Origin of the sequence: Kallipyga massiliensis ph2, assembly GCF_000311985.1 — a bacterium.
Taxonomy (GTDB): Bacteria; Bacillota; Clostridia; order Tissierellales; family Peptoniphilaceae; genus Kallipyga; species Kallipyga massiliensis.
The window spans coordinates 1027673-1050535 of the sequence record NZ_HE978585.1 but is presented as its reverse complement, the minus strand read 5'-3'; the positions used below and the strand labels follow the sequence as shown (position 1 = coordinate 1050535).

The following is a 22863-nucleotide window of genomic DNA, read 5'->3' as shown; positions in this document are numbered from 1 at the left end:
ATATTTTCCCCCTTCAATAGTGTTGGATTAGCGTTTTTTGACGTATCACCACTATCTTCGGGAGTAGTTTAGAGCAAAAAATAGTGTTGATTTGCTGATTTCTCAAAACCAACACTATGCTAGGCCCGAGAACAATAGTGTTGGTTTGGTTGTTTTTCCCAAACCAACACCACTATCTCTCCAAAACACTAGTGGTGGTTTACCGTTTTCGACAAAACCAACCCTATTGCTACTTCGATTCGCTGTGCGAATCTCGTACCAATAGGGTTAGGGCTTCAACTTGGCTTGTTTTCGGAAACATATCATAAAGTCGGATGAATTCCAGGGAGAAGCTAAAATTGGAGAGGGCTTCAATATCCCGGGCCAGGGTGGCGGGATTGCAGGAGATATAGACCAGGTCTTGGATAGTCGAATTCCCGATGGCTTCGAGGGCCCGGGGATCCAGGCCCTTCCGGGGCGGGTCGACCAGGGCCTTTTTGGGGGCCATATCCTCCAAGACCGGACTCGCAAGAAGGTCTTCCACCCGGCCGGGAAGGAAGGAAACATTGTCCACTCCATTGGCCCGGCAAGCCTCCCGTCCATCTTCGACGGCCTCCTCCAGGATTTCTATGCCCAGGACCTGGTTTACCTTACCTGAAAGGAGAAGGGAGGTGGTTCCCGTCCCGCAGTAGAGGTCCAGGACCCTATCCCCTGCCCTACCATCCTCCGGCCCGGCAAGTAGGCGGATAGCTTGGTCATAGAGAAGGGGGGCAATATCCCCGTTGATTTGGAAAAAGGAGGGCGGGGATATGAAAAAATGATAGCCCATGAGATCCTCACGAATGGAGGTCTTTGGGGTCGCGAAAAAGACCTCCTCCCCCATGGTCACATCTCCTTCCTGGGCGTTGGCCGACTGGGCCAGGACGTCGAAAGCCAAGGGCGACAGCTGACCGAAGAGCTCCTCCCGGTCCTCATCGTCAATGGGATCGGTGATGAGGAAGCAGAGGGTCTCCCCCAATGAGGAGACGCGGATGACGATCATCCGAACTTTCCGGACAATGGCCCGGAACCGGGGGTTCTTTCCCGCTTCCTCTTGCCAAAGGTCGATCTTGTCTTGGATTTCCGGACGAACAATGGGACACTTCTCTATGGGAAAGAGGTCCATGGAGGCGGATTGGGTGTAGGAGAGGAGGCCATCCGGATTGACCCGGAGGTTGACCTTCTTCCGGTAGGCCCATTCCGACCGGCTGACCATTTCCGGTAGGCCCAGGTCCTGGCCATCCACCCGGCCGATCCGCTCGAGGACGTCCCGGACCATGGACTGCTTGAAGGCAAGCTCCCGATCGCGGGTCAGGGCGATGAAGGGGCAACCGCCGCAGATATGAGCATGAGGGCAGGGGGGATCGACCCGGTCAGGGCTTTTCTCCAGAATGGTCAAGAGATCCCCTTCTCCATAGCGCTTCTTGGTCTTCCCCAGGCGGACCCGGACCCTGTCTCCGGGCAGAACATGGGAGGTGAAGATCGTGAAGCCGACCGGGGCATCCCCCTTGCCCAGGGTATAAGCGGATCCGCCTTCAGAAAAGACCTGGTCGCCGGGGCGGAGGTGTCCCACCCCCCGACCTTCCAGAGTAAAGTCATCAACGGTGAAGGTGACTTCCATCCCCCGCTTAAAGAATTTTGCCATGGATCGCCTCCTAGCCGATGATGCCGGTATGTTCGAGGAGGATTTTCAGACCCATCCCCATGAGGACAAGGCCCCCGAAAACCTGGGCAGGGCCCTGGAAGCGGGAACCGAAGAAGCGGCCAATATAGACGCCGATGGCGGAAAAAGCAAAGGTGGCCAGGCCAATAAAAGATACGGTAGAAAAGATGGAAACATTAAGAAAGGCCAGGGTGACCCCCACCGCGAGAGCATCGATCGAGGTAGCCAGGGCCAGGGGGATCATCTCCCGGAAGCGGATCCCGCCGACGGGGCAGGCTTCGGGCTGAACCCCTTCCCGGACCATCTGGATCCCAAGGATAGCCAATAGGACAAAGGCGATCCAGTGGTCCCAGGCCTGGATAACGTGGGCAAAAGCCGATCCGGCAAAGTAGCCGATCAAGGGCATAATAGCCTGAAAGAGGCCAAAATATAAGCCGACCGTCAGTGCCTCTTTGAGTTTTGCATGGGGCAAAGAAAGCCCCTTGCATATGGCCACAGAAAAGGCATCCATGGATACCCCCACGGCAATTATTAATAAGTCAAGAAATGTCATTTTCCCCCCTAGCAATAAAGAAAAACCTTTTAAAATTCTACTTGATTTGCCCTCATATTACAAAAAATCCTCATGAAAACGCTATTTCAAGCCATTTCTTTTGTAAAAAGTTTTTTTATGTTATAGAATAATGCCAGAAATTTGATCAACCATCTCAGAGCTATGTTTTTCAGGAGGATAGGATGAAATCAAAAGTTGAGATCCAGTATCAGGGACACAATGTCTTGGATAGCGACCTTATTAATCAAGCCAAGGACTATTGGAAACAATCCGGAAGAAAAATCGGGGAGATCAAAACCCTGGATATCTATGTGAAGCCGGAAGAATGCTGTGCCTACTATTCCATCAATGATGATGAGCAAAAGGGACGGATTGAATTTTAAGTCTATAACAAGAAATAGGCAATGAGCCGACCTGGTCATCCAGGCCGGTTCTTTTGCTCTTTAATGGATTTTGAGACGGAGGAAGGATGACACTATTTGATGCACTGAAAAAAGAAGGGGTGGACCGGGGCCTGCTGGACCGGGTCCAAGCCTTTACGGAGGCGTACCCTCTGGCCGAAGAGGACCGGGGAAGGTGGAACCGGCCGGAGTTCTTTTATTATGGAAAAAGAGTCTGGGAGGATGCCATTGCCGGCCTTTTGGCCGGAGAAAACCTCCTTTTGACCGGACCAAAGGCTACGGGAAAAAACGTCCTGGCGGAAAACCTGGCCTATCTCTTTGCCCGGCCGGCATGGACGGTCAATTTTCACGTCAATACCGATGCCAATTCCCTCATCGGGACCGACACCTTCAAGAACGGCGAGGTCCAATACCGGAAGGGGCCTATCCTGGAAGCTGCCCTCCACGGAGGCTTCGGGATCCTGGATGAAATCAACATGGCAAGGAATGATGCAGTGGCTGTCCTCCACCAGGCCTTGGACTACCGCCGGTCCATCGACCTGCCGGGCTATGACCGCTTCGACCTCCGGCCGGAGACCCGCTTCATCGCCACCATGAACTATGGCTACATCGGAACCCGGGAGCTCAACGAAGCCCTGGCCTCCCGCTTCCTCATCATCCAGGTCCCCCCCATCACTAATGATGAGCTCAAAGCCCTCCTTTCCGGCATCTATCCGGACCTGGCGGAAGAATGGAAGGACCAGCTGGCCGGCCTCTTCCACGACCTGGTCATCAAGAGCGAGAATGCGGAAATTTCTTCCAAGCCGGTCGACCTCCGGGGCCTCCTGGCTTCTATCAAGCTCATGAGGCTGGGTCTTCCCCCCTACCGGGCCCTGGAGATGGGCCTGGTCAACAAGTCCTTCGATGCCTTTGAAAAGGACCTGGTCCGGGATGCCATCGCCCTTCGGATCCCCAAGACCTTGTCCGGGAGTGACCTCTTTGCCTAGGCTGGAGGAGGACCGGGCCCGCCGGGCCCTCAACGTCCAGTGGAACCTGGCTGAGGACTATACCCGGCCCCTTCCCCGCCGGGTCCAGAAGATCTTCGACCGGGATCGGCCCCTCCCCCCGGAAGACCATTTCTTTTACCAAAACGGTCTTTTGGGAATCCTCCAGGCCCACCACGACATGGACCGCCTGTCCGCCTACGTTTCCTACCTTATGGAGGAGGTCTCTGAGGGCGGGGTTTTTGTCCGCATGATGGCCTACCCCCTGGAGAAGGGAGCCGGGGAAAGGCTAGTGGCCTCACGTCCCGTTTTTGAACACTACCGGAGGCGCTATTGGCAGGACCGCCTGGACCAATTTCGGCGGATCGCCCCGGCCGATGAGATCGAACTCCTGGATATGGCCCACGGCCAGCGGGTCCTGGGTCAGGTGCCCAAAATCAACCCCCTGACCCTCCGACTCCTCAACGATCTAGAGTCCCTCTCCGACCTCTCCACCCCGGACTTCATTGAAGGCATGCAGAAGATCCTGAAGACCAACTTCCACTTCAACCCCACCCTCAAGCAAAAGGACAAGCTCAAGGAGAAGGTCCTGGCTCCCGAAAAGGCCAACCATAAAAGGGAATCCCTGGACTTTATTACTGATGAAGAAGTCTTCCGACAGATGAACGTGGTCTCGGCGGAGTTCAATGAGAATATCTTTTTGGACCAATCCGAAAAATCCTATGACGGCAAGGATCCCTCATCCTCCTCCGTCCAGCCCAAGAGCGAGGTCCGCCGGTTCATGGAGAAGAATTACGGCCCCCCCATCCTTGACCCCCGGGAAGAGGCCCATATCCTGAAAGAGGCCGCCCAGGGCATCCATAAGGACCAGCACTTCCTCATGACCCGAGGCTTTTCCTTTGATTCCCAGGAAATCCGGGAAGCCCTGGACCAGATGGAGGAAGACCCCGTACCCGAGGAGTCCCTCTATTGGCACCCCGAACTCAACAAGGAGGGCGGGGATAGCCTCTCCTACCGCCAGCGACTCATGCGGCGGGCCAGGATTGACAATGAGGCCTATATCAGAAATAACCATCGGCAGGTCCACCGGGCGATTACGATATTGACCGAAAAGCTCCGGTCAGCCATCAAGGACGAGGTCGCCCAAGGAACGATCTATGAGGACCATGGGCGGCTGGATGGGGCTATCGTCTGGAGGACCCCGGTCCTCTCAGACAACAAGGTCTTCTTCAACCCCAGCCAGGATGAACCCGGTGAACTCATCGTGGACATCCTTTTGGATTCCTCAGCCTCCCAACTGGACCGGAAGGAGAGGGTGGCTACCCAGGCCTACATCCTGGTCCAGGCCCTCCAAAGGGTCAAGATCCCCTTCCGGGTGACCTCCTTCCAGAGCCAGCAGGGCTATACCATCCTTAAACTCTTCCACGACTACGGAGACCGGACCGACCCCCACGAGGTCCTCTCCTACTTCCCGGATGCCGCCAACCGGGACGGCTTTGCCCTCCGCTTGGTTAAGGCCGGGATGATGCGGAGGGGACAGGCCAAGAACGTCCTCATCGTCCTCTCCGACGGTAAACCCCTGGACCAGAGGGTGGGGATCAACGTCCACTCCTTTGACCCCCGGAAGTCCTATAAGGAAGAGCGGGCCATCCAGGATAGCGCGGAGCAAGTCCGCCTGATCCGGGCCGACCGGGTGGCTGTCTTCGGCCTGTTCACCGGACTGGAGGAAGACCTGGCCGCCGCCAAGAAGATCTATGGCCATGGCCTGGCCTATATCAAAGACATCGACCGCTTTGCGGAGATTGTAGCCGGCCTCCTCCAAGACCAGATCCGGGAACTCCGTTGAGCCAAGGCTACCAGTATTCCCACAAAAAAAAGGCTGTGCCAGAGCGAGATTGTCACTCTGACACAGCCTTTTTATTCTTGGATGAACTTAGGCTTCAGCCTTCCAAAGTCCGTGCTTGTTGCAGAACTCATAGGCAACAACCGGGCCATCCTGGACCAGGAAGTCTGCCTTAGGCTCTTGACCCGGCTGGAGGGTCTGGAGCTGGACCATATCACCCTGAACGACGGCGATGAATTCAATGTAGTGGTCCTCTTCCATGGGGTGGAGGGTGGAGCCGACTTCAACATGAACCTTGTTACCGTCACGGCTGATGGCGGGAACGTGCTTCTCCTGGGCAGCATCGACGGTATTGGCTTTGAGCTCGACCATATCCTGTCCACAGCAGACGGGATTGCAATGGGCATCGTTGACTTTAACGACTAAAGAACCGCATTTCTCACAATGAAAGAATTTGATCATTTTTTCCTCCTCTATTTCGATCGCATATAAAGCAATGACTTTTGCTTTCTTCCTCTATTTACCCCTTTTCCCCTTCTTTACTCTACAAATTGCAGGAAAGGGTCTTTCCCTTTGAGTTTTTTCATTGTATAATAAAAAAAGAACAATTATTCTTTTTATGAATTTGCTGATTGATGGAACGCTAAACCAAGGGATCCCGGAAAGGAGAGGTCATGACCAAGACAGAGGAGCGGAGAAGAAATGTTTTTCAATATATTGCCGACTATTTGGATGAAAACGGCTATCCTCCTTCCTACCGGGAAATTGGAAGTGCGGTCGGCATCCCCTCCACCTCCACCGTTTCCGCCGATGTCCATGCCCTGATCGAGAAAAAAGTCCTCTCCATGGACCGAAACTCCTACCGGTCCCTACAAATTATCCGGGTTCCTGATGGTGATCAGTCCAATCGACTGACCTCCTCTTACAACATTCGAGATGACGTCTTCGATATCCCCGTCTTCGGCCCGGTAGCCGCTGGAGCCCCCATCTATGCGGATGACCACGTTGAGGAGTCCATCCCCCTTCCCTCCAGCTTCTTCCACAATGACGGGGCAGACTATTTTATCCTGGAGATTCATGGGGAATCCATGATTGAAGCCGGGATCTATGATGGGGACCACGTCATCGTCCGAAAACAGGATTATGCCCGAAATGGCCAGCAGGTCGTCGCCTTAATTGAGGATTCGGCTACCGTAAAGACCTATTATCAGCATAAGGACCATATCGAGCTCCGACCGGAGAATGCCTCCATGGACCCCATCCTGGTCAAGGACTGCCGGATCCTGGGGATCGTGTCCGGACTCTACCGGCTCTACTAAATTCCTTCATCCAAAAAAAGCGGTGTCAAAAAAATTGACACCGCTTTTTTTCATTCTATTTTCTCTCTTGGGCCAGGTAGTGGCTGGCCCCGTCGAGGAGGTAGAGGGATCCGGCCACTAGGATGGGCCGACGGGGCTTGTCCGCCAGGGCCTGGACGATGGCCTCTCCCACCTCCCGTACCCGGTCCTCATCGCTGACCTCTTCCACCTCCACAGGATAGCTGGCATCGACGAAGTGGAAGATCCTCTCCCTCATCCTATCCGACACCTTATCATCATGGGTCCCGTAGACCAGGGCAGGCGGACCCCACTTTCCTCCCTTAGTCAGTCCCAACCAGGTCAAGTTGTCCATCAGGAGGGAGATGGCCTGATCATTGTGGGCCCCGTCAATGAGGATAAAGGGGTCCCGGCTCAGAAGCTCCAAGCGGCCCGGCAGGTAGACCTTGGCCAGGCTTTCTCGAATCCTCTCCTTGATCCAGGCCCGGTCCCCGGAAAGGAAGAAGGCGTGGAGGGGGGCAAATTCCTCACGGTCGGGGTCCATGAGGACTTCCATGGCTGAAAGGGCTGAACCCAAGTTCTGGACCTGGTGGAGGCCCACCATGCGGGACCGGTAGGATCCGGACAGCCAGCCATGGTCATAATGGAAGGTCATGGTCCAGAGGCCGGCATCCGAGGGGACCTCCTCCTCTTGAAAATCCACCCTGACCTCCTTGACCCAGGCCGGATCAAAGAAGAGGACCGGGCTCCCGGCCTTCCGGGCCAGGTCTTCGATCACCTTCCGGGCCTCAGGGGCCTGGTTGGTGGAAAAGAGGGTTTTTCCGGGAATGACGGCCGATGCCTTCTGGAAGGCGATGTCCTCAAGGCGGTGGCCCAGGACGTTGGTGTGGTCCAATGACATAGTGGTCAGGAGGACAGCCTCGAAGGGGAGGATGTTGGTGACGTCCTCCAGAGCCCCGATCCCCGCCTCGATGACGGCAATCTTAAGGTCCTTGAAGGCCACCATGGCCTCGACAAAAGAGTGGATGAAGTAAGGGAGGGGCGGAAGATGGTTTTCCCTTTCCGCCCTGTTGACCTCCTCCTGGACCTCCTCCAGCCTCTGATCGTCGATGGGGTCCTCCCCCATCATGATCCGCTCATTGTACTTGTGGATGTGGGGTGAAAGGAAGTGGCCGACCTTTAGGCCGGTTAGGTCGCCCAGGGCCCGGGCCAAAGCCCGCCCCGTTGACCCCTTCCCATTGGTCCCCACAACATACAGAAAAAGAGGCCCCCGCTCCGGATGTCCCAGAGCGGAGAGCCATTGATCCACTTCCCTTTGTTTTTCGTTCCAGTTCTTTGGATCTCTCATGGTTTGTTCAACCTATCTACTCATTAAAAGCTAGAAGAGGCCCTTGATGGTTCCCTCTTCATCCACATCCATCCGGAGGGCGGCGGGTTCCTTGCCCAGGCCCGGCATGGTCATGACGGCCCCGGTCAGCATAACGATAAAGCCGGCTCCGGCCGATAGGCGGACCTCACGGATGGTGATCTTGAAGTCCTCCGGCGCATTGAGCTTAGTCTGGTCATCGGAGAAGGAGTATTGGGTCTTGGCCACGCAGATGGGGAGGTTTCCATAGCCTTCTTTTTCCAGCTTCTTGATCATCCGGTTGGCTTCCTTAGTATAGCTGACGCCGGAGGCCCGGTAAATCTTCTTGGCAATGGCATCCATCTTATCTTTGATGGGCTGGTCCACGTCATAAGCAAAGGAGAAGTCCTCGCTGGGCCGGTCAGCTACCTGGACGACTTTTTGGGCCAGGTCCATGCAGCCCTCGCCGCCCTTTTCCCAACCTTCGGAAAGTGCATAGGGAACATTCTTTTCATCCAGCTTGTTTTCCAAAAGTGCGATTTCCTCATCGGTATCGGTGATGAACTTGTTGATGGCGACGACGACAGGGAGGTGGAAGACATTTTCCAGGTTATCGATGTGGCGGAAGAGGTTGTCCAGTCCCTTTTCTTCAAAAGCCAGAAGGTCTTCCGGAGTATATTCCTCCCCCTTGACCCGACCGCCGTGGTGGGTCAGGGCCCGGATGGTGGCGACCAGGACAACGGCATCCGGTTTCATTTGGCCGAACCGGCATTTAATGTCGATAAATTTCTCTGCGCCCAAGTCAGAGCCGAAGCCGGCTTCTGTGACCAGGTAGTCCGCCAGCTTCCGGCCCAGCTTGGTGGCGGTCAGGGTGTTGCAGCCGTGGGCGATGTTGGCGAAGGGGCCGCCATGGACAAAGGCCGGGGTGTTTTCGATGGTCTGGACCAGGTTGGGATCCAGGACGTCCTTGAGGAGGAGGGCCATGGCTCCCTGTGCCTGGAGGTCTCCGGCAGTCACATACTTCTTGTCATAGGACTGGCCGATCACGATCCGGCTCAGGCGGTCTTTAAGGTCATCCAGGTCCTGGGCCAGGCAGATGATGGCCATGATTTCAGAGGCGGCGACGATGTCATAGTGGTCCTCACGAGGGGTCCCCTGGCTGGCACCGCCCAGGCCGACTACGATATTGCGGAGGGCCCGGTCATTCATGTCAATGCAACGCTTCCAGGTGATCCGGGTGGGGTCGATTCCCAGAGCATTGCCCTGGTGGATGTGGTTGTCAATCAAAGCAGCCAGGAGGTTGTTGGCCGCGGAGATGGCGTGGAAGTCTCCGGTGAAGTGGAGGTTGATATCCTCCATAGGAACGACTTGGGAGTGTCCGCCCCCGGCGGCGCCCCCCTTAATTCCGAAGATGGGGCCTAAGGAAGGCTCACGGAGGGCCAACATGGCCTTCTTTCCGATTTTGGACAGGCCGTCAGCCAGACCCACGGAAACGGTCGTCTTGCCTTCCCCGTAGGGGGTGGGATGGAGGGCCGTCACCAGGACCATCTTCCCGTCTTTTTTATCCGCCCAGTCTTTCAATAGCTGGTGGGACACCTTGGCCTTGTCCTGGCCATAGGGGTTGAGGGCTTGGGCCGGGATTCCCAGACCGTCCGCGATCTCTTGAATGGGGAGGCTTTTGGCCTCCTGGGCAAGCTCAATATCCGTTTTCATCTTGTCTCCTTTCAGGATTCTTCCTCTTGACCATCCGGGTCAATGTCTTGGTTAATGGAAAGAAGGACCTTTTTCCATGATGGGGGGAAGCCCATCCAGTCCGGGGAAAAGTCCGGATAGGACCGGAAGAGCTTGTCAAAGTTTTCGATCAGGGCGGCAGCCTTTCTTTGCTCGAGGAGGTGGCACATGGCCAGGATGTTGGCAAAGAGCCCTCGGGGATCAATGGTGAATTCGGGATCCTCATCCTCCATTTTTTTCCGGTCCTCCTCCAAGATGGTGCAGGCGTCCGGAAAAGACCGGTTGGACAGGCGGCCATGGTGGGCACAGGTGTTGCGGATGAAGGTCAGGGAGTGGATGTAGGAGTAGAGTGCCTCGCTGTTATCCATGCCGTAAAAGAGGGCTACCCTGTCCTTTTCCTTGGGAAGGAAGTTTCGGTAAAGTTGGGCCAGGTCCCCAAAGGTCAATAGCTCCACAGCGATATAAAGAGGAAAATTCTCACCATAGGCCCGCTTGGCGTGGCTGACGAAGGGCTCATTTCCTCGATCGGCCTCCTGATGGATGTCGTTGAGGAAGGCGGCGTGGTATTGGGGCAGATCAAAATTTTCTGCCTTCAGGTAACCGAAATTTCCATAGGCCTCCTGGTGAACCTGGGCCAGGACCATTCGAACCTGGACCTCAATTTCCGCAAGAAAATCAAAGAGGAAGTTCTTGCAAAAGCGGTCAGCCCGATAAACCTGGTAGACCTCCTCAAAGGTCGTCCCCCTCTCGTATTTCTTTTGCTTCCTGTTATAAAAGAGGCGGCCATATTCCTGGAGGTGAAAGGCGGATAGTTCCTGCAAAACCCGGCGGGCAAAGCGGTCATTATTGATGACCAAACCTGCCTTCACCATCCCATATAATGCCTGATCCACGTCTAAATTTTGTCCACTTTTTTTCATCAGTCCTCCCTTATCCGCTCTCCCCTCCTGACCGGGGATCAAATTTAGTATAATGAAGATAATCTCAGCCTGTCAATTGAGCGCAAATCCATAAAGTCAACAAATCTGCCCTCTAAGATGACTATTGAAAATACTTGATCAGCGAAAGTATGTTCTTTTCAAACAAAAAGCTTTGATGAAAGGATGAAATATGGCAAAGAAAATACAAGGAAAGAAGATCCTGGCCCTGGCCTTGGCTGCGGTCATGGTCCTCCTCCCCATGGGAAAAATCGCCCATGCCGAAAAGCTCAACCAGCCCGTCTATGCCTATGGCGAATCCCTGACCGATAAGGAGGTCAAGGAAACGGCTAAACTCCTGGGGGTCCCTTCCGATCCAGGTCCTGACCTGATCACCATGAAGGTCAACATCGACGAGCTCAACGGCCTTCTCCATGACAACTACCACTACTACCAGGTTTATTCTTCCGTCTACCTGGAACCCACGGACAAGGTGGACGGGGTGGAAGTTAAGATTGCCACCCCCAAGACCATCACCACCATCACGGCCAACCAGTATGCCAACGCCGCCATCACGGCCGGGGCGGTCAACATGAGAATCACCGTTGCTTCAGTCAAGGCCGTTGACGGGTCCGGCGCCCTGGCCGGGGTCTACAAGGCCTTCAAGGGGACCTCCGGCGAGCTCAGCGAAGACAAGGTCAAGGTGGCCCAGAAGGAACTGGAAGTTACCTCCCAAATCTCCAAGGAGAATGAGAAAAAAAACGACTTCTCCGATGACCAGCTCAATGCCGCCATTGCGGAGATCAAGGGGCAGATTTCCAACTTCAAGAACGAGAACAACGGAACCATTAATGGGGACCAGATCGGTCAGATCATCAACAATGTCGTCAACAACTACAACCTAAATGGCATCCTGACCAAGGACAACATCCAAGAGATCCAGGGGCTCATGGACCAGTTCTCCCAAATTGAGCTGACTCAGGACCAGAAGGATGCCCTGAGCCGGTTTGGGAACAAGCTGGTCAGCGAGGGCGGCAAGCTCCTGGAGAATGTGAAATCCTCCTGGGATGACCTCTCCCCCAAGACCAAGGATGATGCGGTAGGCTTCTTCCAGTCCATCATTAATGGAATCATCCGCTTCTTCCAGGGGCTCTTCTCCTAATCCACGATTTTTCTATCCATAGGATCTAACCTTTATCTTCATGAAGGGAAAAAAGGCTCCTCCAAAGTTCAAATCTTGGGGAGCCTTTCTTTGTACTATTTTTTAATATTACTTTTCTCGGATCTTTTATATATTAAAGGCTAAAATGGATTCCTATGAAAAATAACTCTTGGCAAAATTTAAAAATTTTTCAGCAGCTAACCCAATGTTCTTTTTTGAATCCCAGTAAATGTATTGTTCCCTTGGAATAAATGGATCAATAATTGGAATATAATCCACTCCTTCATTGGAGTAGTTTTCCCTACTTCTCCCTGTTAAAATTGCCACACCATATTTTTCTTTTACAAGTCTCTCACGCATAGCATAATCGACTTCCATAATAATCTTGGGTTTTACCCCAGCTGCTATGCACAAAGTATCAAAATACTTCCTTGATGACATCCCTGTAGGTAAAGCAATGAATTGCTCATTCTTTATAGTTTCCATTGTTATCGACTTAAAAGATAATAAGGGATGCCCTTTCCACACCATAAGCACTGGATAATCGTTTGTATATAGAGGATAACTACTATATCCCGGACTACTTTCAAAATCCAGGGGACTTGCTAATAAAAAATCTCCCATATTTCGCAATATATTATTTGTTAGCTTGTCCAAATAAATAAACCTTTGTGAAATAACAATATCTGGTCTTTTATCCCGAAAATCAATTAATAAATCCGTCCATACATTTGGACTAGTTGTTAAAATATTCACTTCCTGATTGGCCGTGGGCTGGACACTCCGCACTGCGGATTCAGCATCTGCTAAAATTGAGCAAGCATATCGATAAAATATTTTTCCGGCGTCATTTAAGGCGATGTAATTTCCTCCGCGGTTAAACAGTTTGACACCGATCTCTTTCTCTAACCGCGAAATCGTCATACTTAATGCAGAGGGAGTAATATATAACTCTTTTGCTGTCTGAGATATGTTTTCAGATTGTGCAACTTTTTGGAAGTACTTTAGTTGTAATAATTCCATCTCTTACCACCTTTGCCAATTTGATATACAAAATGCCTACTTATATCCTAAAATAAGTAGGCATTTTGTATATATCTCCGATTGAATGAAAACAAAGGACTACCTGTCAACTGGTAGATAGACCATCCGTGTAAATTCTCCTTGAGCAACTGAAAGGTTATCCTGATTAATTACATTGTATTGCATGACAATTATCCCCCTTTTTCCATCCTTTGTTGGTCTCTTGGAAAGAATTGTCAATTTTAGCCGAATGGTGTTACCAATATAAACGGGAGCCGTTGATTTCCAATCTTTGATTCCCAGAAAGATAGAGGAATTGAAGATGTTGCTTCGCATGTAAAGTCCATTTGCCATCGACAGGACGAGCATCCCGTGCGCAATGCGCTTTTTAAATTGGGTCGATTCGGCAAAAGCTTCGCTAGTATGGAGTTCATTAAGATCTCCAGTTAATCCAGCAAATTGAAAGATATCCGATTCGGAAATTGTTCTGCTGGGCGAAATAAATTCATCGCCCGGTTCAATGTCAAAGTATGTCAAGTTGGCTGAATGATTCTTCAATGATTTCCTCCCTTATATTCTCATTACAGAGGAATAACTTGCATGATTACTGCTGTTACAACAACTACCAGGGAAACACCCCATAAATATAGGAAGCTGTGTTTCTGGTGTTCGCCAAGGTCAACCCCTGAAAGTCCTGTAAGTAAGAAAGTTGATGGCGTAAGCGGAGAAATTGGAAAACCTACAGTAATCTGACCACAAATTGCAGCTCGGCCCATAGCAAGGGCACTTATACCTGCCGCCTCGCCAGTAGCAGCAAGAACAGGAAGTACTCCATAATAGAAGCTATCCGGATCAAATGCCAGGCTTAGTGGCATAGATGTAATACCGAGTGCAAGGGCCAAGTGCGAAGCAAGGGATGTCGGCAAAATGAAAACCAGGCCTTGAGCCATTGCCTCTAGCATACCTGAACCCTTCATGATTCCAGTAAAGACACCAGCGGCAAATAGGGTTGAGGCCATCATCATTGCTGCTTCTGCATGAGTATCTACTAGCTTCCGCTGGAGGTCACCATTCGGATAGTTAATCAACATGGCAATAAGAGTAGCTACCATAAAACAACCCGCCGGAGGAAGCACACCTTTAACGAGAGCAACAATCGTTACAATGATTAGGACTAAATTAAACCAAAAGAGATTGGGACGCAATAATGCCTGTTCTTCTTCCGATAGAACTTTATCTTCAATAACCACTTGATGAAGTGAATCACTCAGTCTCTTCTTTTCCGCTCTTCCAATCATAATGGTGAAAACAAGGCAAGCAATAAGGCCACAAATTTGTGGAATAATCATTGGGTTATAGAGTTCAGTTAATGAAACTTCTAAGGCAGTCGCTGCACGAATAGTGGGACCACCCCAGGGAAGAATATTCATAGTTCCTGCGCCCATGGCAATGATGGTCGCAAGGTTACGGCGATCCATGCCAATCTTGTCATAGATGGGCAAAAGGGCCGGCACAGTAATTAGAAAAGTAGTAGCACCAGAACCATCAAGGTGGGTACACATGGTAATAACCAAGGTTCCTATAGCAATCTTTAAGGGATCTTTACCAATAACTTGAAGTACTTTGTCAACGATTCGTCCAAAGCAGCCATTGTCCCCCATGATACCGAAGAACAATACCGCAAAGATAAACATGACACCCGTGGATGCTACACTTTTAAGACCATCGGTGATAAATTCGCCCATTTGGGCACCTTCTCCAACAAGTATACATGCGATAATAGGAACCGCAATGAGTGTGAGCATTGGAGATAATTTTTTGGTCATAATTAAAACGAGAACAGCGATAATTGATAAGAAACCAACAAGTGCTAATGACATTTATATCCTCCAATATCTGAGTTAATATATAGATCGTCCGACATAAGCTATGTAATGAATAGAGTCCATGGCCTCCTTTCATGTAGAAAATATATATATTTATAAATTAGCTGTTGCTCAAATTACGCCTTCTTCCTTTAGACGAACAAGATCCTCTTCACTCAGCTCTAGGAATTCCTGGTAGATTGATTGATTATCTTCACCCAGTAAAGGGGAAGCTTTCACAATTTCAGGGTTGGTATCGCTCATCTTGATGGCATCACCATTCACGGGCATATCTCCAATGACAGGGTGATGCACAATTGGGAACATGTCTCTAGCTTCCACAATATGTGGATCCTTAACGATCTGGGATAAGTCGTAGACAGGGCCTGCCGGAACTCCAGCTTCCAAGCATCGGTTGGTTATTTCCTCCACGGTATAGTGGACAGACCAAGAATTGATAAGTTCTTCCAGGGCATCCATGTTTTCGACGCGCAAGATATTTGTTAAAAATCTGGAATCCTCAACCCATTCCAACTTATTAGCAACCTTTTTACAGAACTTTTCATATAAACTCTGGTTCCCGCAGGCAATAACAACGAGACCATCAGAGGCTTCGAAAGTATCGTAGGGTGCCAACGCAGCATAAGCGTTTCCATTTCTTTCATAAAGTTCTCCAGTATTCCAATATCTTGTGAAGGCATTCTCCAAAGAAACCACAATAGAATCCACCAAAGAGACATCCACTCTTTGCCCTTTACCAGTCAGCGTTCTAGCATGGAGGGCGGCTAAGACTCCTATGGTTAAATTCATGCCGGCCAACATATCGCCCATCGCATTGCCTGCACGCGTTGGTTGGCCACCTTTCTCGCCAGTCAGGCTCATTAAACCTCCCATTGCCTGGGCTAAAATATCGTATCCTGGGCGTTGAGAATAAGGCCCCCATGCCCCAAATCCGGACACTGCGCCATAAATAATACGAGGATTTACCTCTTTCAAGACGTCATATCCCAAACCTAATTTATCCATTACACCTGGCCGATAGTTTTCAATAACAACATCCGCTTTTTTGACCAAACCCAAAAACATCGACTTTCCCGCATCTGACTTTAAATTCAAAGTCACACCATATTTGCTCCTATTTAACAATGCAAAATAGGCGCTTTCACCATTTACAATAGGTCCATAAGCGCGGGAATCATCCCCCCTATTCGGAATTTCAATCTTGATTACACGTGCACCCATATCTCCAAGAATAGAGCCACAGAAAGGTCCTGCAACAACCCGTGTTAGATCCAGAACTGTAACATCTTCTAATGCACGACCATAAATCATTCCACCCTCCTTTTTAAAAGAATCGTTTTCATGACAAAGAGTAATTATTTCCCACTTTTATTCAAAATCAAATAAAAAAAGAGAAATGAGAAAATATACCTATTTCATATACTCATTAAATCTTACTTGTAATATATAACAGGCTATAATATTTGAAAATTCTATCTTTTCTTAATGTGCTTAATGTCCGTCTTAATCTCGACATTAAATTTTTATACATTAATCAAATTAATCCTGCGCATTTAGAGGGATCAGAAGAAAATAAAAAAAGCTCCCTAAAGAGTCCATCTCTAAGGAGCTTTCTTCTATTTAGTTCGTTTTAAAATATCTTTTTTGTTGATTTGGAATCAGGTAAGGCTATTCTTATATTCCTTTCGGTCCTTGTATTCCTGGACCTTTCCGTCATTCCAGTTCTGAACAGGCCGGTAGTAGCCGGTGATCCGGGAATAGACTTCAGTTTTTTCCCCACATTCCGGACAGTCAAAATGCTCACCGGAGATATAGCCGTGGTTGGGGCAGATGGAGTAGGTGGGCGAAATCGTATAGTAGGGAAGGCGGAAGTTGTCGGAAATTTTCTTGACCAGGAGGGCCGCCGCCTTCCAATCGGGCAGCTTCTCTCCGATGAAGGCGTGGAAGACCGTTCCGGAGGTGTACTTAGTCTGGAGGCTGTCCTGGATTTCCAGGGCCTCGAAGAGGTCATCCGTCGCCCCTACGGGGAGGTGGGAGGAATTGGTGTAGTAGGGCGTCCCGCCTTCATTGGCCGTGATAATATCCGGGAAGGCTTCCTTATCGTGCTTGGCGAAGCGGTAGGTAGTGGACTCCGCCGGGGTGGCCTCCAGGTTATAGAGGTCGCCATATTCCTCCTGGTAGTGGACCAGGTGGTTCCGCATAAAGTCCAGGACCTCGCCGGCGAATGCCTGGGTTTGGGGATCCAAGAGATCCTTCCGGATCCAGGAGGCATTTAGGCCCACCTCATTCATCCCGATCAGGCCGATGGTGGAGAAGTGGTTGGAGAAGGTCCCCAGATAGCGCTTGGTGTAGGGATAGAGGCCGGCTTCCAGGAGGCCGGTGACAAAGTCCCTCTTCATCTTGAGAGACCGGGCGGCGATGTCCATGAGGTCCTCCAGGCGGCGGTAGAAGTCTTTCTCATCCTTGGCTAAATAGGCAATCCTGGGGAGGTTGATGGTCACCACGCCGATGGAACCGGTGGACTCTCCGGCTCCGAAGAAGCCTCCGGACTTCTTCCGGAGCTCGCGCAAATCCAATCTCAGCCGGCAGCACATGGACCGGACGTCCGAGGGATCCATGTCCGAATTGACATAATTGGAGAAATAGGGGGTCCCGTATTTGGCCGTCATCTCAAAGAGAAGGCGGTTGTTTTCGCTGTCCGACCAGTCGAAGTCCCTGGTAATGGAGTAGGTGGGGATGGGGTATTGGAAGCCCCGTCCCTCGGCATCCCCTTCGATCATGATTTCGATGAAGGCCTTGTTGACCATGTCCATCTCTTTTTGAAGTTCTCCATAGGTGAAGTCCATGCACTCTCCGCCCACAATGGCCGGGTCATTTTCCAGGTCCTTGGGGACGGTCCAGTCCAGGGTGATGTTGGAGAAGGGCGCCTGGGTCCCCCAGCGAGAGGGAGTGTTGACGCCGTAGACAAAGGACTGGATGGACTGCTTGACTTCATCGTAGGAAAGATGGTCCACCCGGACAAAGGGGGCTAGGTAGGTATCAAAGGAGGAAAAGGCCTGGGCACCTGCCCACTCATTTTGCATAATCCCTAAAAAATTGACCATCTGGTTGCAAAGGGTGGAGAGGTGTTTGGCCGGAGAAGAGGAAATTTTCCCGGGAACACCCCCAAGCCCCTCTAAAATAAGCTGGCGGAGGGACCAGCCGGCGCAGTAGCCGGTTAACATGGAGAGGTCGTGGATGTGGATGGCACCGGACCGGTGGGCCTGGGCAATTTCCTCATCATAGACATCATTGAGCCAATAGTTGGCCGTCACGGCACCGGAATTGGAGAGAATCAGGCCTCCTACGGAATAGGTGACCGTGGAATTCTCTTTCACCCGCCAGTCATTGATTCCTAAGTAATCTTCCACCTGCTTTTTCACATTGAGCAGGTTCTTTTGTTCTTGTACAGTCATTGTGTTTCCCCCTTCATTCGTCGAGAAATCGCTATGGATCCAGTATAAGACGAATCGCTAGGGAAATCAATAGAGAAAACACCATATGTGGTGTATATCTTTACTATTTTTCATTTTTTCAACTATATGTAGCCGAGTAAAAAACTAGGGTTTCATCAATTCCTGACCTCAACCTTCCCGATATAGGTCTCCAGGATCTCCCGGTAGAGGCGGATCTTCTCCCGGTCGGGCGGGGCCAGACTCCGGTCCGGGACATGGTCAGCCATCTCAAAGGCCTGGAGGAAGAGGCGGTCGGCTCCGGTCAACCACTCCCCCATGGCCCGGATTCCCTCCTCGTCATGAAATTGGTCGATGAGGGTGGTCCGAAATTCATAGTCCACCGGTCCGGACATGAGGAAGCGGATGGATTCCTCAATCCCCTCCATGTTGAGCTGCTTGAGGCCCACCGTTTCCGCATAGCGGTTGGGGCAGTTCTTGATATCCATGGCCACATAATCCACCAGGCCTCGCCCAACAAGGTCCTGGAGACGGTCGGTCAAAAGGCCGTTGGTGTCCAGTTTTACGGCGTAGCCCTCCCGCTTGGCCAGGCCCATCAAGCCCTCCAGTTCCCGGGCCATGAGGGGCTCCCCTCCGGTAAAGCAGACCCCTTCCAATAGCCCTTTCCGCTTTTTCAGGAAGTCAGCCAGGTCCTCCACTGGCATAGCATCCAAGGGTCGGCCATCAATCAGCTCCCAATTGTGGCACCAGGGACAGCGGAATTGACAACCCGCCAGGAAGACCGTACAGGCCATTTTCCCGGGAAAATCCAGCAAGGTTGTCGATTGGAAACCAACGATGGCCATTCCATCCCCCTTCAAAAAAAATCCAGGACCGAAGGACCGGATCCTGGATCTCACCACGAGATATCGCGTCATTCTGAAAAATAATACCACATTTAGTGGTTATCTGAAAAGGCCTATACTATAGGTCATCTTCACTCACTCGGTAATGAAGCTCATCATCCTGACCCGTCAGATCATCCTCAGGGTCATAGGTCCACTCCTCCTCATTAATCTTGTATTTTTTGAAATCCTCTTCGACTAAATTTTCTTGAAAAGGAGTGTCTTGGACAGGATTCCCCTGGTCCCGCCTCCAGGCCACATAACGTTTGAGCTCCAAAGATAACTTCGCAAAGGCCCAGGCAATCACTGCAAGATCATCCCCAAAGCCTAGACCGATGATAAAATCAGGGACAAGGTCAATGGGTGAAATGAGGTAAATCAATGCACCCAGGGCTAAGATCACATTCTTTTTAGACCAGCCCTTATACTTTCCAAAAACAGCATCGTGGATAAGGTCGATCATCAGGAGGACTTCCCCCTTCACCTGCCCAAGCTTTCGCTTGGAGGTAATCATACCCAAGGCTTCCTTCGTTACCTCTTGGATTCGCGTTTTATTCTTCATAAGATAGGCAGCTCTTCGAATATATTTATTCATTTCACTCCTCACTACTTTCCGTCTTGTCTTTCCCACTTCGATTAAGGCTTGATTGTCGTTAATGAAAAGAGAAAGAACCCTCGGGGTCCCAATTCCTGCAAGTCCACATAACGAACTTGGCTGGCCCAGTTATCCGCAACAAGGGCAAAGTAAAGCTTTCTTCCCCCGTTCATATAGGACCGGTAGCCCATGCAGGTCACCGTATGCCTTCGGTAGGCACCGGCCAAAAAATTCATAATAAGAGGTCGGTCGCCATCAATTTCTTCTCTTATTTTATCAAAAAGAGCTTCCGGCTTCTTGAGTCGAAAGTGGCTTTGGGCTTTTCCCCGATAACCATAAGACCTCCAGGCCCATTTAGCCAAAGAAGGAATAAAAAAGGGGCTGGTCCCCATCCAAGGAAGATAGTAAAAATTGGACCTTGCTTCGGTCAAAAAATCCTGAAAAACCCGGTCTTCCTTTTCCGGGATCCCCGTGAAGCCCCGGCTCCGGTAATACTCAAAAACACCGGTCAAAGAAGCCAGGGAGCAATGATTCTTCGCCGAAAATCGGTTCATGGGACGTATGGGAAAAGAATCCAGGACCCCCTCATGGAGGAGACGGTAACCGGGACCGTACTTCTTCTCAATATGTCCGGACAGGTCTTGAATGACCGGCTTTCTTTTCCAGGGGAATCGAATCAAGGGTTGGCTCCTTCCTTTAAGACTAATCTTATGTTAGGCCAATATTCCGCTTTTTTCCAATCGATCAAAATAATATCCTTTCATAGGAACAATATAGTATCTCTAAAGAAAAAAATATTCTCCCCTTTATTATTTTTGCTTAATAAACATATTACCCTTTTATATGATGGAAATTAATATCTAGCAAAGTTATCAGATACCCCTTTTTATAATTATTTTTTTTCCATGTTCTCTTGATATTATGCGCAATATTATGTATTATTTAGCCAGGAGGTAAGAGATGAAGCCCAAAGAAATGGTCCAAATTCTTAAACATAACGGATTCCAAGTCATACGCCAAAAAGGCTCACATATAATCATGTATAACGAAAAAACAAATTTACGGACCACGGTCCCGATGCATAAAGCAGAACTAAAAAAAGGGACTGAGATCGCAATATTAAAACAAGCGGGGTTGAAATAGAACCCGTAGAAAGGACTTCCCATATGCTTACAATTTATCCCGCCCTATTTTTAAAAGAACGTGAAGGAGATGGATATACCGTTCTTTTTCCCGACCTTAATGGATGTGTCACTGAAGGAGATACTCAAGAGGAAGCCTTTCAAATGGCAGAAGATGCATTGGGTCTATATTTGTACGACCTTCCATCCTATCCCGAAGCCAGTAATTTACGACCACCATGTAATTCCGATAATGAGGACGACCTTTTCGACCTTTCTAATAGCTTTTCAAGCTATGTTTATGTGGATATGTTAGAAGTAAAAAAACAAATGAACAAGACAACGGTCAGAAAAAATCTTTCCATTCCCTCCTGGTTAAATGAACTTGCCTTGAGTAATAATATCAACTTCTCCCAAACCCTCCAAGAAGCCCTGATCGAGAAAATGGGCTTATAAGTAAATAGTTCCCCCTCCAAATAGGAGAGCATTGAAAAAAGCCCAATCCATTGAAATCAACGGATTGGGCATTTTCCCATTATGGAGAATAGGGGGATCGAACCCCTGACCTCTTGAATGCCATTCAAGCGCTCTCCCAGCTGAGCTAATTCCCCAAATTTTATTGGGCCACGAATAGTGACTTGATTAGTATAAGACATGACCCCGGCATTTGTCAAGCAAAATTAAAAAAATCCAAGGCCCATGAAAGGGGCCTTGGATTCTTCTTATTTACTATCCTTCGTAAGCGGCAATCTTGACGCAGAGGCAGAAGAGCTCCATGGCCTTCTCAAGCTCCTCCAGGGGAGGCACGGTGATGGAGAGGCGGAGGTTCCAGTCCCTGGGATCCTTGTGGTAGGGGTAGGTTGCTCCCGGCTGGGTCAGTTGGAGGCCGGCATCCAGACAGAGGTCATAGACCCGTTTAGCCGTCCCCTCCTTGAGATAGACAGAGAGGAAATAGCCACCCTTGGGAAGGTTCCACCGGGCCAGGCCTTCCTCTTCCAGTTCCTCCTGGAGAATCTTCTCCACCAGGTGGAACTTGGGCCGGATAACATCCGCATGCTTCCGCATGAGGGCGTCCACTCCCCCCACCTGGCGGAAGAAGTTGACATGGATCATCTGGTTGAATTTATTGGGCCCGATGGAGGAGTTGGCAAAGCAGGCACGGAACCAGTCCAGCATGGGGAGGTTACCGGCAAGAGAGGAGACTCCGGACCCCGGGAAGGACATTTTGGAGGTGGAGGCCAGGGCCATAACCCGGTTGGGGTGGCCGGCCTCTTCACAAAGCGAGAGGATGTCCGGGATTTGGGGAAGGTCCTCGTCCTCATAGAGATAGTGAACGGCATAGGCGTTATCCCAAAGGATGAGGAAGTCGTCCGCCGCCTCCATCTCGGCCAGGGCCCGGCAGGTTTCTTCGGAATAAACATAACCGTCCGGGTTGGAAAACTTGGGGACGCACCAAATTCCCTTGACCGAAGGATCTTTGGCCAGTTCCCGGACCTGGTCCATGTCCGGGCCATCCGGCGTCATATCCACCGTTACCAGGTCGAAGCCCAGCTTCTCCGTCATATTGAAGTGGCGGTCATAGCCGGGCGATGGGCAGAGCCACTTCTTCTCCTTAACATGGTCCCAAGGGGTTTGTCCGGGAAGGCCATAGACCATGGCAAAGCTGAGGACGGAGTGCATGACCCGGAGGGAAGAGTTTCCCATGGTCATGACCTTTTCCGGGTCCACCCCGACCATCTCCCCTACGATCTTTCGCATGGCAGGAAGACCGGACAGGCCCCCGTAGTTGCGGATGTCAATCCCCTCATCCTCCTGGACAATCCCCATGGCCATAGCCTTCTCCATGTAAGTCTGGACCATATCCAGCTGCTTCACGGAAGGCTTTCCCCGAGTCAGATCCAGGTTGAGTCCGGCCTTTTTCATGGCCTCATATTTTTCTAAGCAGGCTTGCAGGTTTTCTTTTCCCATGG

Annotated in this window: 22 protein-coding genes and 1 tRNA gene; 7 read left to right on the top strand and 16 right to left on the bottom strand. The window is 50.7% G+C overall.

What is annotated here, in order from left to right; all coding sequences use genetic code 11:
* Nucleotides 1–229 precede the first annotated feature (229 nt).
* On the bottom strand, nt 230–1663 hold the full coding sequence (gene rlmD, locus HGKM_RS04755; protein ID WP_019134200.1) for a 23S rRNA (uracil(1939)-C(5))-methyltransferase RlmD: 1434 nt from the start codon (nt 1661–1663) through the stop codon (nt 230–232).
* A 10-nt stretch (nt 1664–1673) separates the two neighbouring features.
* Nucleotides 1674–2234, bottom strand: coding sequence for a manganese efflux pump MntP (locus tag HGKM_RS04750; protein ID WP_019134199.1), 561 nt, complete (start codon nt 2232–2234; stop codon nt 1674–1676).
* Between the two features lie 182 nt (nt 2235–2416).
* Here HGKM_RS04750 and HGKM_RS04745 point away from each other — a divergent pair, with 182 nt between their 5' ends.
* From HGKM_RS04745 to HGKM_RS04735, 3 genes are all read left to right on the top strand, one after another.
* Nucleotides 2417–2617 carry a DUF6465 family protein gene (locus HGKM_RS04745; protein ID WP_019134198.1) on the top strand — a complete coding sequence of 67 codons (201 nt, stop codon included), beginning with the start codon at nt 2417–2419 and terminating at the stop codon, nt 2615–2617.
* 86 nt (nt 2618–2703) lie between these two features.
* Nucleotides 2704–3621 carry an AAA family ATPase gene (locus HGKM_RS04740; protein WP_019134197.1) on the top strand — a complete coding sequence of 306 codons (918 nt, stop codon included), beginning with the start codon at nt 2704–2706 and terminating at the stop codon, nt 3619–3621.
* Nucleotides 3614–5464, top strand: coding sequence for a vWA domain-containing protein (locus tag HGKM_RS04735; protein ID WP_019134196.1), 1851 nt, complete (start codon nt 3614–3616; stop codon nt 5462–5464). The genes HGKM_RS04740 and HGKM_RS04735 overlap by 8 nt, the downstream gene beginning before the upstream one ends.
* A gap of 87 nt (nt 5465–5551) precedes the next feature.
* Here HGKM_RS04735 and HGKM_RS04730 read toward each other — a convergent pair whose 3' ends face one another.
* Complete coding sequence (locus HGKM_RS04730) at nt 5552–5923, bottom strand: desulfoferrodoxin family protein (RefSeq protein ID WP_019134195.1); 372 nt, start codon at nt 5921–5923, stop codon at nt 5552–5554.
* Nucleotides 5924–6135: 212 nt separating this feature from the next.
* Here HGKM_RS04730 and lexA point away from each other — a divergent pair, with 212 nt between their 5' ends.
* Nucleotides 6136–6780, top strand: coding sequence for a transcriptional repressor LexA (lexA, locus tag HGKM_RS04725; RefSeq protein ID WP_019134194.1), 645 nt, complete (start codon nt 6136–6138; stop codon nt 6778–6780).
* A gap of 55 nt (nt 6781–6835) precedes the next feature.
* Here lexA and HGKM_RS04720 read toward each other — a convergent pair whose 3' ends face one another.
* The 3 genes from HGKM_RS04720 to HGKM_RS04710 are packed head-to-tail and all read right to left on the bottom strand — an operon-like array spanning nt 6836 to nt 10773.
* The gene (locus tag HGKM_RS04720) at nt 6836–8125 is read right to left on the bottom strand and encodes a bifunctional folylpolyglutamate synthase/dihydrofolate synthase (protein WP_019134193.1); all 1290 of its coding nucleotides are present in this window, start codon (nt 8123–8125) and stop codon (nt 6836–6838) included.
* Nucleotides 8126–8155: 30 nt separating this feature from the next.
* Nucleotides 8156–9835, bottom strand: coding sequence for a formate--tetrahydrofolate ligase (locus HGKM_RS04715; protein WP_019134192.1), 1680 nt, complete (start codon nt 9833–9835; stop codon nt 8156–8158).
* 11 nt (nt 9836–9846) lie between these two features.
* Nucleotides 9847–10773: an Abi family protein gene (locus tag HGKM_RS04710; RefSeq protein WP_019134191.1), complete on the bottom strand. Its 927-nt coding sequence runs from the start codon at nt 10771–10773 to the stop codon at nt 9847–9849.
* A gap of 190 nt (nt 10774–10963) precedes the next feature.
* Here HGKM_RS04710 and HGKM_RS04705 point away from each other — a divergent pair, with 190 nt between their 5' ends.
* Nucleotides 10964–11932, top strand: coding sequence for a DUF1002 domain-containing protein (locus HGKM_RS04705; RefSeq protein WP_019134190.1), 969 nt, complete (start codon nt 10964–10966; stop codon nt 11930–11932).
* Between the two features lie 153 nt (nt 11933–12085).
* Here HGKM_RS04705 and HGKM_RS04700 read toward each other — a convergent pair whose 3' ends face one another.
* The 8 genes from HGKM_RS04700 to HGKM_RS04665 all read right to left on the bottom strand — a co-directional run bounded on the left by HGKM_RS04700 (nt 12086) and on the right by HGKM_RS04665 (nt 20452).
* Nucleotides 12086–12955 (bottom strand): LysR family transcriptional regulator, encoded by an 870-nt coding sequence (locus HGKM_RS04700; protein WP_019134189.1) that lies wholly within the window; start codon nt 12953–12955, stop codon nt 12086–12088.
* A 99-nt stretch (nt 12956–13054) separates the two neighbouring features.
* Nucleotides 13055–13513 carry a MaoC/PaaZ C-terminal domain-containing protein gene (locus HGKM_RS04695; RefSeq protein WP_019134188.1) on the bottom strand — a complete coding sequence of 153 codons (459 nt, stop codon included), beginning with the start codon at nt 13511–13513 and terminating at the stop codon, nt 13055–13057.
* A 23-nt stretch (nt 13514–13536) separates the two neighbouring features.
* Complete coding sequence (locus HGKM_RS04690) at nt 13537–14835, bottom strand: CitMHS family transporter (RefSeq protein ID WP_019134187.1); 1299 nt, start codon at nt 14833–14835, stop codon at nt 13537–13539.
* 117 nt (nt 14836–14952) lie between these two features.
* Nucleotides 14953–16152 carry a CaiB/BaiF CoA transferase family protein gene (locus tag HGKM_RS04685; RefSeq protein WP_019134186.1) on the bottom strand — a complete coding sequence of 400 codons (1200 nt, stop codon included), beginning with the start codon at nt 16150–16152 and terminating at the stop codon, nt 14953–14955.
* A 347-nt stretch (nt 16153–16499) separates the two neighbouring features.
* The gene (locus HGKM_RS04680; RefSeq protein ID WP_019134185.1) at nt 16500–18296 is read right to left on the bottom strand and encodes a ribonucleoside triphosphate reductase; all 1797 of its coding nucleotides are present in this window, start codon (nt 18294–18296) and stop codon (nt 16500–16502) included.
* 155 nt (nt 18297–18451) lie between these two features.
* Entirely contained in the window at nt 18452–19138 is a 687-nt protein-coding gene (locus HGKM_RS04675) for an anaerobic ribonucleoside-triphosphate reductase activating protein (protein ID WP_019134184.1), read from the bottom strand.
* A 118-nt stretch (nt 19139–19256) separates the two neighbouring features.
* A complete protein-coding gene (locus HGKM_RS08265; protein ID WP_081585138.1) occupies nt 19257–19772 on the bottom strand; it encodes a YkvA family protein in 516 nt (171 codons plus the stop codon).
* A 41-nt stretch (nt 19773–19813) separates the two neighbouring features.
* Entirely contained in the window at nt 19814–20452 is a 639-nt protein-coding gene (locus tag HGKM_RS04665) for a cysteine peptidase family C39 domain-containing protein (RefSeq protein ID WP_019134182.1), read from the bottom strand.
* Between the two features lie 280 nt (nt 20453–20732).
* Between HGKM_RS04665 and HGKM_RS04660 the strand changes: the two genes are divergently transcribed.
* Both HGKM_RS04660 and HGKM_RS04655 read left to right on the top strand, forming a co-directional pair.
* Nucleotides 20733–20915 carry a type II toxin-antitoxin system HicA family toxin gene (locus HGKM_RS04660; RefSeq protein WP_019134181.1) on the top strand — a complete coding sequence of 61 codons (183 nt, stop codon included), beginning with the start codon at nt 20733–20735 and terminating at the stop codon, nt 20913–20915.
* Between the two features lie 23 nt (nt 20916–20938).
* Nucleotides 20939–21349 carry a type II toxin-antitoxin system HicB family antitoxin gene (locus tag HGKM_RS04655; protein ID WP_019134180.1) on the top strand — a complete coding sequence of 137 codons (411 nt, stop codon included), beginning with the start codon at nt 20939–20941 and terminating at the stop codon, nt 21347–21349.
* Between the two features lie 82 nt (nt 21350–21431).
* Here HGKM_RS04655 and HGKM_RS04650 read toward each other — a convergent pair.
* Together HGKM_RS04650 and HGKM_RS04645 are read right to left on the bottom strand one after the other, a co-directional pair.
* Nucleotides 21432–21504, bottom strand: a tRNA-Ala gene (locus tag HGKM_RS04650).
* 118 nt (nt 21505–21622) lie between these two features.
* Nucleotides 21623–22861 (bottom strand): aspartate aminotransferase type Ic, encoded by a 1239-nt coding sequence (locus tag HGKM_RS04645; RefSeq protein ID WP_019134179.1) that lies wholly within the window; start codon nt 22859–22861, stop codon nt 21623–21625.
* Nucleotides 22862–22863 lie beyond the last annotated feature (2 nt).

Excerpts from the sequence above, each read along its gene's own strand:
- HGKM_RS04660 (WP_019134181.1), top strand. The coding sequence starts at position 20,733 with ATGAAGCCCAAAGAAATGGTCCAAATTCTTAAACATAACGGATTCCAA.
- HGKM_RS04705 (WP_019134190.1), top strand. The coding sequence starts at position 10,964 with ATGGCAAAGAAAATACAAGGAAAGAAGATCCTGGCCCTGGCCTTGGCT.
- HGKM_RS04685 (WP_019134186.1), bottom strand. The coding sequence starts at position 16,152 with ATGATTTATGGTCGTGCATTAGAAGATGTTACAGTTCTGGATCTAACA.
- HGKM_RS04740 (WP_019134197.1), top strand. The coding sequence starts at position 2,704 with ATGACACTATTTGATGCACTGAAAAAAGAAGGGGTGGACCGGGGCCTG.
- HGKM_RS04655 (WP_019134180.1), top strand. The coding sequence starts at position 20,939 with ATGCTTACAATTTATCCCGCCCTATTTTTAAAAGAACGTGAAGGAGAT.
- HGKM_RS04715 (WP_019134192.1), bottom strand. The coding sequence starts at position 9,835 with ATGAAAACGGATATTGAGCTTGCCCAGGAGGCCAAAAGCCTCCCCATT.
- HGKM_RS04710 (WP_019134191.1), bottom strand. The coding sequence starts at position 10,773 with ATGAAAAAAAGTGGACAAAATTTAGACGTGGATCAGGCATTATATGGG.
- HGKM_RS04675 (WP_019134184.1), bottom strand. The coding sequence starts at position 19,138 with ATGGCCATCGTTGGTTTCCAATCGACAACCTTGCTGGATTTTCCCGGG.
- HGKM_RS04720 (WP_019134193.1), bottom strand. The coding sequence starts at position 8,125 with ATGAGAGATCCAAAGAACTGGAACGAAAAACAAAGGGAAGTGGATCAA.
- HGKM_RS04750 (WP_019134199.1), bottom strand. The coding sequence starts at position 2,234 with ATGACATTTCTTGACTTATTAATAATTGCCGTGGGGGTATCCATGGAT.
- HGKM_RS08265 (WP_081585138.1), bottom strand. The coding sequence starts at position 19,772 with ATGAATAAATATATTCGAAGAGCTGCCTATCTTATGAAGAATAAAACG.
- lexA (WP_019134194.1), top strand. The coding sequence starts at position 6,136 with ATGACCAAGACAGAGGAGCGGAGAAGAAATGTTTTTCAATATATTGCC.
- HGKM_RS04690 (WP_019134187.1), bottom strand. The coding sequence starts at position 14,835 with ATGTCATTAGCACTTGTTGGTTTCTTATCAATTATCGCTGTTCTCGTT.
- HGKM_RS04745 (WP_019134198.1), top strand. The coding sequence starts at position 2,417 with ATGAAATCAAAAGTTGAGATCCAGTATCAGGGACACAATGTCTTGGAT.
- HGKM_RS04700 (WP_019134189.1), bottom strand. The coding sequence starts at position 12,955 with ATGGAATTATTACAACTAAAGTACTTCCAAAAAGTTGCACAATCTGAA.
- HGKM_RS04680 (WP_019134185.1), bottom strand. The coding sequence starts at position 18,296 with ATGACTGTACAAGAACAAAAGAACCTGCTCAATGTGAAAAAGCAGGTG.
- HGKM_RS04645 (WP_019134179.1), bottom strand. The coding sequence starts at position 22,861 with ATGGGAAAAGAAAACCTGCAAGCCTGCTTAGAAAAATATGAGGCCATG.
- HGKM_RS04730 (WP_019134195.1), bottom strand. The coding sequence starts at position 5,923 with ATGATCAAATTCTTTCATTGTGAGAAATGCGGTTCTTTAGTCGTTAAA.
- rlmD (WP_019134200.1), bottom strand. The coding sequence starts at position 1,663 with ATGGCAAAATTCTTTAAGCGGGGGATGGAAGTCACCTTCACCGTTGAT.